Below are 13,360 nucleotides of genomic sequence, written 5' to 3'. Positions count from 1 at the left end.
GAGAATTAGCGGGCGGTTGAATTTGTAAACCTTTGCTTACTATACTCTGAAGACGATTTTCTTCTAATTTCAACCCGTTTTTTTGACGTGTCGATGAGTATGGACAAATTCTTCAGACTCCCGGCGCCTAGTAGATTGAGACTACGCTTGTTTTTCTTGTCCATGGTTTGGACCTGAATTGGGCCTAACGGCATTTGATAAAGAAACGCGCTTTCAACACTGTACCTGGTTACAGGCGCAGTTGATCCATCAGCGAGATGGACAATTCCCTTGCCTATTTCCTTTATACGAGTCTCACGCGACAATTCCTTTAACAACGATTTGTCTATCAAACTATGTGTAGCTCCGGTGTCGAGCAGAAAACGATGTGGTCGCCCGTTCTTGCCGAATTTTAGCTGAACGAAAATTTGTCCATCTTCGTTGATTTTTGCAACTATACAATCTTCATCTATTTTCTGAAAACCAAGTTCACTGAGAACAGAACTTGCCAGACGCCGCGTCTGATTGTCCGACCCCAATGTCATTGCAGTCTCGCTATCCTTTTTTGCCTGTTCCACTTTGTCGGTTCTAAGGTTAGCTACTGCACGCGCAGCGTAATTGAAGCCCGACCCAGGATCAAACTCAATCGCTCGGTCAAAATCCAGAATGGCTTTTCGGAAAAGCCCCATGTTCAAATACGTTATTCCACGATTCGCAAAGGTGACTGATTTGAGAGATTGATTGTTGTGTGGAGTGATGACGGCCGTGCTATAGTCTTCCACCGCGCGACTCAATTTTCCCTCTTTAAGGCTCAACAAAGCTCTCAGGTTCAAACTTGAAGCGAGTAGCTCCCCTGACAGGCCAGGATAGTCGAAGACTTCTCTGAGATCTTTCAATGCATTTTTAGTGTCGCCTTTCTGATAATAGGCCTGGGCTCTGGCAAGCAAGGCAGTTCGAGCGAAATCATTGTTAAGGGCCAAAGCCCCAATCGCCTTTGAAAAAGACTGGATCGCCTCCTGATACTTGCCTGATTTGAGAAAACTTTTCGCCTCTTCAAAAAAAAGTTCCTGTTTTTCTAAAGCCAAACCTCTATTCGGAAAAACAACCGAAAGAAGACAAAAAATCAGGACTAGATATATAGTCGGTGAAATAAGGCTATACACTAAACTCTCAACCCTTACTGAGGCCAAAATTAATGATCATTTTCGCAACAAGCTGCAACTGAATTTTAGATACTATTAGTATCCATTTCAAGTATTATTTGTATAATGTTGACATTATAAGTTAAAGAGAAAGATTATATTAGTTGCCAGTAACTTTGCGTCTATAATAATAAATTGTCTTGGATAGACGTCCCGTAACCAAGAGGAAAAGAATTATTCCCACAAGAACAGCCATGTTCGCTATTGACTGTGGTAGAATATCATGGAGTTTATCTTGAGCCCACTCAATCAATTTGCTGAATGGTAATATAAGTATGAGAGCAGCCACGGCGCGATCCAAAAGCGATACTGACGGTTCATCTATCTCGGAATCGTTTTGATTTACCTGCGGCGCAACTTGCCCGGCCAACCCCGCGCTCTGCTGGGATTGATTGCCGATCTCTTGTAGATTATCTTCTTGTTTCATACAAATCCTATATCCTGACATATTGCAAGATTTGATTTTATGGATCAAGGCAATGAAAAGATTAGCATTCTTTAACCACGAATTGTTTAATTTTTTCTCGGCAATGTTTTAAACCAATCAAGTATTTCCTGAAGCTCGGCCAGTTCACGTCCAGAGAACTTCCTGACTAGGGTTATGGCCTGCTGGGAAAGCCAGAAACGCTCTTCACGTGACGCTTTTCGGGTTACGCTGAGAAAATCCTGCAAGAGCCTTGAGATGACGTAAACCTGATCGATGATAGAATCCGCCACAACTGAATCAAGTTTTCTCTGCCGAGCCTCTATAATAGTTACGACTTTGGCTGCCGAGTTATTTTCTCTGTTCTTGGACAGGCATTCGGTCTTCAGAATCACCGCCGCCGTTTCTTCTGAAAGCTTGAAACCTCTTGCAAGTTCAGTAGGATCAAACGCAGGGTAAATGTCTTTAAGATGCGTCCCGGTTCTCACATCAAACAAATCATAGCAAAAATCTGAGGCGCTAGATCCTGGTTCGTTGGTAGTCTTGACTAAAATGGCTGCGTCGCGGATCAGATAGTAATGGTATTGTTTGGATACACTCATAATAAATATTATAATACCCCTTTTGAATTTGACAGGGTGTTCAGAGCAGAAAATCTCTCATGAAGCTTAAACGATTAGAAATAAATGGTTTCAAAAGTTTTCCCGGAAAAACAAACATAGACTTTTGCGATGGAATTACCTCCGTTGTGGGACCTAATGGGTCCGGCAAGAGCAACATAATGGAGGCCATACGCTGGGTAATGGGAGAGCAGAGAACCAAGTCTCTTCGATGCAAGAAAATGGAAGACGTCATCTTTAACGGATCAGAGACGCTGAAACCCGTGGGAATGGCGGAGGTCAGGCTTACTTTGGGTAATGACGGCAAGTCATTCCCTCCTCCAATGTCTGACTATGATGAGATCATGGTCGCTAGACGACTCTTCAGGGACGGCAATTCCCACTATGAGCTTAACGGCGTTCCGTGCAGGTTGACCGACATCATCGAATTTTTCATGGACACGGGTATTGGTCGAAATTCCTACGCGATCATAGAACAAGGACGTGTTGAACAAATCATAGCTGCAAAGCCGGAAGAGAGAAGGGTCTTTCTCGAGGAAGCCGCAAGTATAAATCGATATAAAGCCAGACGCGAATCCACTATAAAAAAGCTTGAACAAACCAATCAAAACCTGCAGCGAATTAAAGACGTCGTTTCGGAAGTTAAGAAACAGAGCCACGCGCTCAAGAAACAGGCATTGAAGGCCCAACGCTTTAAAGAACTCAAAGGTCAACTGAGAGAACTTGAAATAAATTCTGAGGCTTTCAAATGCCGAAATCTTTCCCTTGAATTGGATCAACTGAAAGTTGATTCCGAAAAGTTTAAAGATGAACTGGCCGAGAAGGAATCAACTCTTGGGCAGGTGGTGGCGGAACTTGAATCAGATCGCCTCAAACTCTCCGATACACAACGCCTCTTCAACGAATTAGCCGAGAAAATACGCTCTACTGAAAAGGATCTTAACTCAGCCGAGCATAATTTGAGTCAAATCCGCAACCGAGAGAAAGAAATGGAGGGAAGAGGAGAGAGAATTAAGTCGGATTCGGGCGCACTCAGCCAAAGGATGTCCTCAGCTCAAGACAATCTTCAAAAAACGCAAGACAAACTTTCGGAATTCACTTCTCAAATTTCCCATTTGAACGAAAAATTAACAGCTTCCAAAAGTTTGATTGATACTTTACGACTACAAACCAAGGAACAGACTACGAAATTGGAAGGTTATAAAGATCAACTTTTTGAAACCCTCCAGAGTCTTTCCCAGCAAAAAAACAGGTTAGATCACGATTTGAAGAGAAAAACAGAACTTCAGGCTCGCCTTGATAAATACGAACAGGATTCAAAAAATCAAACCGAAATACTGGCCCAAAAACTTGAAGAAACAGAAATGGTTCGAAAAAAGAAAGAGAAAGTTCAGCAATCCTTGTGTTCAGTCGAATCAGAACTTAACGCTGACCAAGAACGAAGATCAAAACTCGCAGCAGAGATAAAAACACTCACAGAAAACATGAGGAGACTTGACAAAGAATTCATTTCTACAAGGACTCGGATGGAATCTTTGCGGGAACAAAACAGGAGCTACTTTTCTTATGGTTCCGGAACCCAGACAGTGATGAAAGATTTCGCTTCATTGGAAGATGGGGCTGTTTTTAAGCCATTAGTCGAAGTAATTGAATGTCCACCCAAATATCATACGGCATTGTCTTCAGTCCTGAATAATCAATTGGGGGCGGTAATTGTAGAAGATTTTGCTACGGCGCTCGAAGTGGCGGATAAAATCAAAGATCTGGAAATCTCACGAGTGACATTGACTTCACTGGATTCATTCCCTCTGGATGATTCGTCAAGACTGTCTTCAGACCAGGAACCGGTTACCAAATTATCTGACTATGTAAGGGGTGCCGAACGTTTTGAAGTGATGGTGAAAGACTTGCTGGGGGATTTCCATGTCGCTGATGATTTGACACAAGCTAGGGAACTTTACCTCAATAGGAACAATAAGTTGAATATTGTTACGCTAAATGGGGAAATCATCGTAGGAGGACGTACTGTTTCCGTAGGATCTCTTGACGCTCCTGAAAGAGATGTTCTCTCAAAAAAATCGGAACTCGAAAGCCTAATTACTCAAGAGACTATATTAGGCGAAAAAATTCAAGGAATGAATTCGTTGATCAACGACGCCGAATCGGCTTTTCAAGATTTGATAACCAAGATTGAAAAAAATGGACGGATAAGGTCAGAGCTAAGCATAGAACAAGTTAAGCTCGTCAAGGATTTGGAACGATTGGAATCAGAAATCAATAGAGCCCGAAGCGGAATCAGGGGGACGGATTTGGACCACAGGAGAATTTCTGAAGATCTTGGTCTGCTTTCAAAAGAGGATGTCGACATCAAGATACGGATTAGATCCTTAGAAGAACAAAGAGATTCTTTGACAAGAGAAAAAGAAGCGTGTGAGAAATTTTCCAACCAGTCAAAGTCACTTTTGGATTCTGAAACAAGAAAGGTCAATGAGATTAGAATCAAATTAGCGCAAATAGAGGAACGCGCCAAATCCGCCATGAGAGATAGGGATTCAACCAAGAATTTTATCAGGAATTGCGAACATCAAATCTCCGACTTGAAGCGGGAACTTGAATACATGTCTCAGCAATCTCAATATTTGTCTGAAGATAAAACCAAATATTTGGCTCTAAAGAAGGAAATGTTCGCTCTTCACGAAAAGCTTAGTCTCGATCAATCAAACTTGCAGGAATCATTCAATAATTTAAAAACTACGGTGACTACGCTAACAAATCAGGAAACGTCCTTGAGTAAACTCGTGGAAAGTCTCAGGAACGAAATTCACAAAAATGAAATAGATTGGGCGCGGCTTACAGAAACACTTCGAAATTCTATTGAGAAGATCATGGAAAAACACAATGTGAATCCTTCTTCGGTTAAGTGCCCAGAAGTTCAGCCGCAAGAAACGGAATTGTTTGAAATAAGATCCGCAATCGAGTCAATGGGAGAGGTAAACCTTGCCGCCATCAATGAAAGCCGGCACGTCAAAGAACGGCTGGATTTTCTCATGGAACAGGAGACTGATCTAAGAACAGCGGTGAAGTCTCTTTTTTCCACAATTGAAAAAATAGACAGAACTACCAGTCTTCGTTTTCAGACTACGTTTCAGGAAGTAAACACCAAATTCAAAGAGATTTTCGCTGTTCTGTTCAATGGAGGAGAAGCCTGGTTGGAACTAATTGGTTCAGAGGATTCCCATGATCATGGAGTTAACATAATGGTAAAGCCACCTGGTAAGAGGCTGCAAAATGTTGATCTTCTTTCCGGAGGGGAAAAGGCTCTAACCGCTATAGCGTTTATCTTCGCGATTTTTTTGTACAAACCTTCTTCTTTCTGTCTTCTGGACGAAGTGGACGCTCCTCTGGATGATTCAAACGTAGATCGTTTTAACCGCATGCTTAGTGATCTTTCAAGGAATACCCAGTTCGTTGTGATCACCCATAACAAAAAGAGCATGGAAGGATCTGACAGCCTGTTCGGAGTGACTTCTGAGGAGATGGGAGCGTCTACTTTGGTATCGGTACGACTTTCAGAATAACCCCTTTCTTTTTCTAGCCCCCATAAAACCAGCCAAGTAACCGACCTTTATGTAGAATAGTCTTGACAATATATCATTAAAAATATATATGTTACGCAGAAAACATAAAGTAATGCATTAATTATCGTCTGTTTTGAGTCACGTCCTATGAAAAAATTCACCTTAATAAGCAGTATGATTGTTCTCTCTATCTTGATGATAGAGCAGGGATACGCATGGGAGGTGCCTAGTTACATCCGGGCCAACGCTGGGGTTCGCATGTGGTTCACCAATATCGAGGGTGACCTGATTCAACGAGACAGGACCAAGATTGGTCTTGGCGAAAATATGGGACTGACCAAAGAAAAATTGGCATGGGAATTTTTCGCCTCGGCAAGATTCGATAATGCGCATGTTTTCCGTCTGAGGGTAGATCCTCAAACTACTTATAACCAATCTTCGACAGACTCCTATCTGCAAATTAAAGACTGGCGTGTAGGATATGATCTTGATTTCTACATGACCCCTCAAATTCTGTTTGGAGCCAATATTGACCTGGCTATTGATGGATATGACACCAAGGTCAGTAATGTCCTCGTGGGTGGAGCCCCTTACAATTACAGACTTGAAGGAAACAAGGTATTTCCGATGCTCGGCATTCATGGCATTTTTTATCCAATAGTCGAAGGGGTAGCATTAAGACCTAATATCGCCGCTAGAGTCAACTGGTGGAATTACAACGACTTCGAAACCTGGGAGTGGGAAGCTCTAACAGGAGTAGATATCCCCATAAACATGTACTGGACCTGGAACGTAAGTGGGGGTTACCGTTATGACCATATAAAATTCAAACGCGAAATAGATACGATGGATCTTAATCGAAGCGGATTTTATCTCGAAACATCACTGCTGTTCTAGGCGCTACGGCTCCATTCAAATTCCTTTCGGAGTATTTTTAACCTCTTTTTCGAGTTCTTCTATCAAGCTCGACATAATTTCTGAAGCGCTTCCAGTAAGAAGAATATCTGTAACCTGTTTATGAAGCGACGAGGGTTCACGATTAATTTCAATTACGGTGGCAGGGGGGATCTTAACTTTCACATTTATGGGGATCTGAGCCGCGGGAAATACTTGTAAGGATGTTCCAATAACCAACAAGACGTCACATTTTTGAGCTTGAATCTGTGAAATCATCAAAGCCCTTGAAGGAATGGCTTCGCCAAAGAAAATAGCGTCTGGTTTAAGGATACCGCCACACTTAAGGCACCTAGGGGTTTCTACCTCGTCAGACAAGAGTCTTCTTTCAACATCCTCAATAGGTTCTAACGCCTTACATTTCAAACAGATAGCTCTCAGAAGGTTGCCGTGAAATTCTACAACTTCTACAGACCCCGCTCTTTGATGCAGGTTATCGACATTTTGAGTAATCAGGCATTTGAGCACACCCAGCCGTTCCATTCTGGAGAGCGCATAATGGGCGGGATTTGGAGAGGCTGACGATAGGTCAAATTCCCCTGACTGTTTCAGATTAAGATTGAGGCGCCAGAAACGACCCGGATTTTGTAGGAACCGGTCTATGGAAAATTCCCCTGGATCCACTTTTGACCATAGACCTCCAGGGCTTCTAAAATCAGGGATGCCCGACTCCGTGCTGACTCCGGCTCCGGTGAGGGCCACCGCGTTTTGGGCTTTTGAAAGTATTTTGACTACTCGTTGTATCTGTTCTTGCATAAGTCTTGTTCCTTGAAGTTACGAAGCTGGACCACTAGGGTATATAACATGTGGCGAGCAATTTCGGTATTGGATTGTGTTGACGGATATTCAACTCTCGTACGACCTTGACACAAAATGGTTGCCAAATTATCTGTATTCAGACAACATAATTTTTTTAGGAGTATTTTTTCCTGAGATCAATGTCGCTCAGAACCGGGATTTGGTTATGGAAGAAGATCTACAATTTGTTAAAGATACCCTAGGAGGGAATTTCAATTCATTTGAGCGCTTGGTTGACAAGTACCAGGGAAGGATTTACAGACACCTACGTAAAATGGTAACTGACGCGTCTTTGGCCGAGGATCTTTTGCAGGACACGTTTCTGAGCGCATATCGGGGTTTGAACGGCTTTACTGGGGCTTCATCCTTTTCAACATGGCTTTTTAGAATAGCCACAAACGCCGCCCTTATGTATCTAAGACGGGTGAGGCCGGAAACGGTAGAATATGATGATAAAATTTTTAGTGAATTATCTGAGGCTTTGACCCCGTCTCCTGCGTTTGTCTCTACACCTTTGGAAATTCTTTTATCTATGGAGGGAAAAGCCAAGATCGAAGAAGCCATAGATCAACTTCCAGTAATATACAAATCAGTAGTTGTGTTGAGAGATGTCGAAGGATTTTCTCTGGAAGAAGTCGCTAGCATTGTTGGTGTGTCAATTCCGGCGGTAAAATCGAGATTGCATAGAGCAAGGAATATTGTTCGAGAGACATTAACGTCCTATTATATAGAAAAGGGCTTATCCCGGAATTTGTGAGAATTGAGAGGCCAGGCCCATGAAGAAGTGCAAAGACTTTTGTGATCAGCTTTCTGATTATTTGGACAACGAACTTGGAGCAAATGAATGCGTTTTAATTGAAGAGCATCTGGAAAGGTGCGCTCCTTGCGCCCTGATTTTCGAAAGTCTAAGGACTACAGTTCTAGTCTGTTCAGAGGGTGTTTCAGATGAAGTGCCTGATGAAGTCAGAGCGAGATTAAAAGAGTTTTTGCGAATCAATTGTAGCGCTGATTGAAATAATAATAATGCGAGAGGAGTTAAGAGATGGCAGAAAGTGGCGTTATATTACATGTTACCGATGCGGATTTTGACCAGCAAATATTGAAATCGGAAGTTCCGGCTTTGGTGGATTTCTGGGCTGCCTGGTGCGGACCGTGCAGAACTGTTGGTCCTGTTGTAGAAGAGTTGGCTGGAGAATACAGCGGGAAGGTGAAGATAGCGAAGCTAAATGTGGATGACAACAAACAGACACCATCCAAATATGGAGTGAAAGGAATACCGACGCTCATGTTGTTTAAGAATGGAGAAAGAGTGGCAGAAATAGTAGGAGCTGTGCCCAAAACAAAAATAAAGGAAATGCTTGATAGGATAAGTTAGTATGCAAACTGATTTAATCATCCTGGGGGGTGGCCCGGCGGGTTTGACTGCGGGTCTGTACGCTGCCAGGGCAAGGATAAAGGTAGTCTTGCTTGAGAAAGGCGCGCCTGGCGGTCAAATGGCCGCCACTGAGCTTGTAGACAATTATCCTGGTCAACCGGATCCGATTTTGGGGTATGAACTTGCCCAAAAAATGGAAACTCAAGCCCGGAAATTCGGTCTAGAAATCCAAAATGCAGATATCGTTTCAGTTTCAAAAACTGATTCAGGTTTTGATCTGAAGAATGAGGATGGAACCGCTTATTCTTCTCGAACGCTTATCCTGGCCACGGGAGCAAACCCGATAAAGCTGGGCATCCCCGGTGAATATAAATTCGCAGGCCGAGGCGTTAGTTATTGCGCTGTTTGTGATGGCCCTTTTTTTAAGGATGTTGAGGTCGCTGTTATAGGTGGTGGAGACTCAGCTACAGAAGAAGCAGTATATCTTACCAGGTTTGCTTCAAGAGTTCACCTTGTTCATCGGCGAAACCAATTGCGGGCGGTGAAGGAAATTCAGGAAAAAGCCTTTGCAGAACCGAAGTTAACAATCCATTGGAACTCAGTTCCAGAGGAGATTGTTGGAAAAATCGATGTTGAGTCTTTGTTTATTCGTTCAACTCTGGATGGAAATATTTCTAAACTTCCGGTGGGCGGAGTTTTTTTCTATGTTGGTATCAAGCCTACCGATGAAGCCTTTAGAGGTCTAGTGCAATCGGATGAGCGAGGTTTTATCTTAACCGATGTGAACATGGCAGCCTCGGTCCCTGGAATTTTTGCGGCAGGCGATATTAGGGCAAAAATCCTCCGACAAATATCCACGGCGGTGGGAGACGGCGCAATAGCGGCATACAGCGCCCAACGCTATATGGAAGGACTTTAGATTCGCTGCCTTTTTTCGATATGACCAGGGCCTGCTAGTGAAAAATTGAATTGCTACCAAAAGGTGGAACAGGTCCGTTGAACCAAAAAGGATCCGGATCAAAACAATTCTCTGGTCCTATATATCGGTCAGGGTCTTTTGGGGACACTAAATCTGAATGCGCGATTTGAGGTTTCCAGAAAGTGGTCGCCTGTTTTAATCCTGTGTTTATTTGCTTTAGCATTGCAGCCAATCCAGTGATCATTCCTGTGAGATAGCCGGCCGTGGCTCCTGACAGATAACCGGAAAGACCTCCCGAGCAAGATCCTTTGTATGCGCCTTCGGTCGCGCTGTTAATCATCGAGGCCCATATCTCACAAGGAGCGAATACAATACTGGTTATACCTTGACCGAGATTCCACGCGGAACATTCGAGTCTGGAAACCGGTTTGTAACAATGTTCAGCTTCTCCGGATGCCCCCAGACTTAGGCTTGAATACGCAAGTAGGGCGAGTGATAAAGCAACAACGCTTCTTGTGTTCATTTTTTCCCCCCATCTTCAGGACAACTTGGGCTTGATCAAATCGAAAAGGTTACAATACTAGGGCATTGACCATGATTCCGTCAATTACCCGTTGTTAGCAGACGCTATTATAGCGTAGACGGATAAACTATGTCAATAAATTAACCACGCTATTTCAGGGTATTAGCTAGTTTTGCTAAACATAAGATGATGTTTGGTGTCTTGATTGCTTTAATCAAATAGTGTATTATTGAAATGACTTAGGACGTCCAAGCGCCAAGCCAACACGTGATAATGTGAGACTGTCATGAAAAAATGGTTCTTGATACTGATAGCCACCTTTCTGATCGCAAGCTGTTCTTTTAATCGCGCCTGGAAATGGATAGAAGATGTGGATTGGGAAAGAGACGACCAGACTATAAGAATAGTTGACATATTTTTCAAATAGAATCCTTACATGGAGCATTGTTTTCTCCATGACAACTACTGGTATAACAAACTAAGGAGACACCATGAGGGGTTCATTAGGTTCCTCTACGATAAACGAAATAGACTTTGAAAAGGGTGGCGGTTTAGCGCCTGCGATAGCGCAGGATGTAAAAACGGGTAAGGTTTTGATGATGGCTTATATGAACCAGCAAGCCCTGGAGATCACACTCAAGGAGGGAAGAGCCTGCTATTGGAGCAGGTCCAGGAAAGAGCTTTGGCGAAAGGGCGCGACATCCGGAGACGTTCAGATAGTCAGAGAAGTCCTCATAGATTGTGATATGGACACCATTCTGTTGATGGTGGATCAACAGGGCGAGGGAGCATGCCACACGAAAAAATGGAGTTGTTTCTTTAGGCGAATCAACCAGGAAGGAGAGATAAAAGAAATTGAGTCGTAAAGACCCATTAAAGATTGTAATTCCAAAGGGAAGCCTGGAACAGGCGACAATTGATTTATTTCGTCGCGCCGGCTGGAACATAACAGTTTCACCCAGAAGTTATTTTCCGACTGTTGATGATGATGAAATCTTCATGGCTCGTTTGAGGGCTCAGGAGATATCCAGATACGTGGAATCGGGAACATTCGACGCCGGGCTCACGGGAAAAGATTGGATTCTTGAGAATGAGTCGGATGTCAAGGTAATAGATGATTTAGTTTATTCAAAGGTTTCTCAGAACCCTGCCCGATGGGTTTTGGCCGTGGATGGGAAATCCAATTATAAGGTTCCGGAAGATCTTGAAGGAAAGCGTGTAGCTACTGAGTTGGTCGGAGTTACCAAGAGGTTCTTTGCTGATCGTGGAATAAAAATTGAGGTTGAATTTTCGTGGGGTAGCACTGAAGCCAAAGTTCAGGAAGGCGTTGTGGACGCCATTGTTGATGTTACGGAAACCGGGAGCACACTGAGAGCCAACGGCCTTAAAATCATCTACAATATTCTAACAACCAACACCCAGTTTATAGCAAACAAGAAATCATATCAGGACCCATTCAAGCGTGAGAAGATGGAACAAATACATCTGATGCTTCAATCAGCGCTTGAAGCCCGAAAGATGGTTGGTTTGAAAATGAATGTCCCAAAAGAAGACGTCGATATTGTCGTTGGTTTACTTCCATCTCTAAATGCTCCAACAGTCGCTGGTTTATACAAATCAGACTGGTTTTCTGTTGAGTCGGTTGTTTCAGAAGAAGTTGTCAGGACTCTGATACCTAAACTTTTGAAGGCCGGCGCCAAGGGAGTGATCGAATATTCACTGAACAAGGTTCTCTGAAACCGGTGGCTGTTTGTACCGAAATTGTTTTGTATTTCAACGGGTAATAAGATTTCTGGATATTTGTTCAAGAACTATCAGAGAATACAGCGCTCTCCGGCCATTCGCAGTCGGGGAGCTATTTGTTTTTATCGAGCGCAGAAAATCCTCTATTTCAGCCGCTAACGGCTCCTTTTGGGCTTGAAGAATTTCTTCGACTTCGATATCTCCCATTTGACAAATCCCACCCACTACCGGATTTACATCCCTGGAAGTATGAATGGTCAACGTTCTGGTAATTGTGTCAGCCTGGTAAAATCGAGTTTTCGTAGTAACAGATATTTCTCTGATTTTCCTGGGAGAGCATTTTGAAGTCCAAAAAACAGCGGTGATTCCATTCTTGAATCGCAACAGTGTATGAGCGTCGTCAACTAAATTTGAATAAACATCTGACCCAAAAGCGCTAATATTTAAAATTTCAGAATCCGCTATTTCCAGAGCCAAGTCTACGTCATGTATCAAAAGATCATATAGGACATCAACATCAAGACATCTTGTTCCATCAAAAGGGTTAAGTCTTCTGGCCTCAAATGAAACTACAGGTTCCTTATTTTTCTTTATGGTGTTTATCATGAGGCTTATAGCGGGATTGTAACGTTCGATGTGCCCCACCATTAAAATCACCCCATTTGTCTCCGCAAGTTTGACAAGACCTTCAGCGTCAGTCAGGCTTGCGGCGAGAGGTTTTTCCATGAGCGTGTGTATCCCGCGGTTCAGACATTCCTCACCCAGAACACCGTGTAGAAAGGTGGGCGCAGCGACAACTACAGCGTCTACTGAATTCAATATTGCGTCTAAATCTCCAAAACCCCGACAACCGTATGCTTCGCAGATTTGCGCCGCTCTGGCCTCATCGACATCGTAAATCCCTATAAAATCACAATCTTCGTTTTGAGACAAAACACGGGCGTGATTACGCCCCATGGATCCCACTCCAATAACACCGATACGAATTTTGTCTAAATTTGTCATAATGACGCTATAAATACACTGGCGTTAGACATGCGTCAAAGGTTAATCAGGTTTACTTCAAAACAGATTAATGCTTTAATAATTACCGTCTAAAATTCAAGTCTTGTTCCGACTGGGGCGGCCCCGGTTTCTTTGGACACGGAATTGGGTTAAACACAGTTAAGACGTGTACAAGGAGAACGGAGCATGGATGATGAGAGACGAGTGAAGTCAGAAGTCGTGGGCTTGACGGAAGGAGCC

General features: G+C 43.2%; 15 protein-coding genes. 9 read left to right on the top strand and 6 right to left on the bottom strand.

Annotated elements, in window-relative coordinates:
• Window positions 1-5: 5 nt before the first annotated feature.
• The 3 genes from WC647_18675 to WC647_18665 form a co-directional block, all read right to left on the bottom strand.
• Window positions 6-1,064 (bottom strand): retroviral-like aspartic protease family protein, encoded by a 1,059-nt coding sequence (locus WC647_18675; GenBank protein MFA6224330.1) that lies wholly within the window; start codon window positions 1,062-1,064, stop codon window positions 6-8.
• A gap of 217 nt (window positions 1,065-1,281) precedes the next feature.
• Window positions 1,282-1,608 (bottom strand): hypothetical protein, encoded by a 327-nt coding sequence (locus tag WC647_18670; GenBank protein ID MFA6224329.1) that lies wholly within the window; start codon window positions 1,606-1,608, stop codon window positions 1,282-1,284.
• Window positions 1,609-1,694: 86 nt separating this feature from the next.
• Window positions 1,695-2,207 carry a hypothetical protein gene (locus tag WC647_18665; protein MFA6224328.1) on the bottom strand — a complete coding sequence of 171 codons (513 nt, stop codon included), beginning with the start codon at window positions 2,205-2,207 and terminating at the stop codon, window positions 1,695-1,697.
• Window positions 2,208-2,266: 59 nt separating this feature from the next.
• Between WC647_18665 and smc the strand changes: the two genes are divergently transcribed.
• Both smc and WC647_18655 read left to right on the top strand, forming a co-directional pair.
• Complete coding sequence (smc, locus tag WC647_18660; protein MFA6224327.1) at window positions 2,267-5,803, top strand: chromosome segregation protein SMC; 3,537 nt, start codon at window positions 2,267-2,269, stop codon at window positions 5,801-5,803.
• A gap of 147 nt (window positions 5,804-5,950) precedes the next feature.
• On the top strand, window positions 5,951-6,700 hold the full coding sequence (locus WC647_18655) for a hypothetical protein (protein ID MFA6224326.1): 750 nt from the start codon (window positions 5,951-5,953) through the stop codon (window positions 6,698-6,700).
• Window positions 6,701-6,715: 15 nt separating this feature from the next.
• On the opposite strand, the gene WC647_18650 is transcribed toward WC647_18655, so the two are convergent.
• Entirely contained in the window at window positions 6,716-7,513 is a 798-nt protein-coding gene (locus tag WC647_18650; protein ID MFA6224325.1) for an NAD-dependent deacylase, read from the bottom strand.
• Between the two features lie 208 nt (window positions 7,514-7,721).
• On the opposite strand from WC647_18650, the gene WC647_18645 reads away from it, so the two are divergent.
• From WC647_18645 to trxB, 4 genes are read left to right on the top strand one after another with little or no spacing between them, the layout of a single operon-like run.
• Window positions 7,722-8,312, top strand: a complete 591-nt coding sequence (locus WC647_18645; GenBank protein MFA6224324.1) for a sigma-70 family RNA polymerase sigma factor — start codon at window positions 7,722-7,724, stop codon at window positions 8,310-8,312.
• A 19-nt stretch (window positions 8,313-8,331) separates the two neighbouring features.
• Window positions 8,332-8,568, top strand: a complete 237-nt coding sequence (locus WC647_18640; GenBank protein ID MFA6224323.1) for a zf-HC2 domain-containing protein — start codon at window positions 8,332-8,334, stop codon at window positions 8,566-8,568.
• Between the two features lie 29 nt (window positions 8,569-8,597).
• Window positions 8,598-8,930, top strand: coding sequence for a thioredoxin (gene trxA / locus WC647_18635; protein ID MFA6224322.1), 333 nt, complete (start codon window positions 8,598-8,600; stop codon window positions 8,928-8,930).
• Between the two features lies 1 nt (window position 8,931).
• On the top strand, window positions 8,932-9,849 hold the full coding sequence (gene trxB, locus WC647_18630; GenBank protein MFA6224321.1) for a thioredoxin-disulfide reductase: 918 nt from the start codon (window positions 8,932-8,934) through the stop codon (window positions 9,847-9,849).
• A 34-nt stretch (window positions 9,850-9,883) separates the two neighbouring features.
• Here the strand turns inward: trxB and WC647_18625 are convergent, their stop codons facing one another.
• The gene (locus tag WC647_18625; protein ID MFA6224320.1) at window positions 9,884-10,372 is read right to left on the bottom strand and encodes a hypothetical protein; all 489 of its coding nucleotides are present in this window, start codon (window positions 10,370-10,372) and stop codon (window positions 9,884-9,886) included.
• 286 nt (window positions 10,373-10,658) lie between these two features.
• Between WC647_18625 and WC647_18620 the strand changes: the two genes are divergently transcribed.
• The 3 genes from WC647_18620 to hisG all read left to right on the top strand — a co-directional run bounded on the left by WC647_18620 (window position 10,659) and on the right by hisG (window position 12,109).
• Window positions 10,659-10,799: a hypothetical protein gene (locus tag WC647_18620; protein MFA6224319.1), complete on the top strand. Its 141-nt coding sequence runs from the start codon at window positions 10,659-10,661 to the stop codon at window positions 10,797-10,799.
• 64 nt (window positions 10,800-10,863) lie between these two features.
• Window positions 10,864-11,238 (top strand): phosphoribosyl-AMP cyclohydrolase, encoded by a 375-nt coding sequence (gene hisI / locus WC647_18615; protein ID MFA6224318.1) that lies wholly within the window; start codon window positions 10,864-10,866, stop codon window positions 11,236-11,238.
• A complete protein-coding gene (gene hisG / locus WC647_18610) occupies window positions 11,228-12,109 on the top strand; it encodes an ATP phosphoribosyltransferase (protein MFA6224317.1) in 882 nt (293 codons plus the stop codon). Before hisI ends, hisG begins: the two co-directional genes overlap by 11 nt.
• A gap of 36 nt (window positions 12,110-12,145) precedes the next feature.
• Here hisG and WC647_18605 read toward each other — a convergent pair whose 3' ends face one another.
• Entirely contained in the window at window positions 12,146-13,120 is a 975-nt protein-coding gene (locus WC647_18605) for a Gfo/Idh/MocA family oxidoreductase (GenBank protein ID MFA6224316.1), read from the bottom strand.
• Window positions 13,121-13,360: the final 240 nt, after the last annotated feature.

It is taken from the genome of Desulfomonilaceae bacterium (genome assembly GCA_041662605.1).
Classification (GTDB): Bacteria; Desulfobacterota; Desulfomonilia; order Desulfomonilales; family Desulfomonilaceae; genus CAJBEZ01.
Note: the sequence above shows the minus strand (reverse complement) of the source record. Positions and strands in the feature narration are given on the sequence as shown.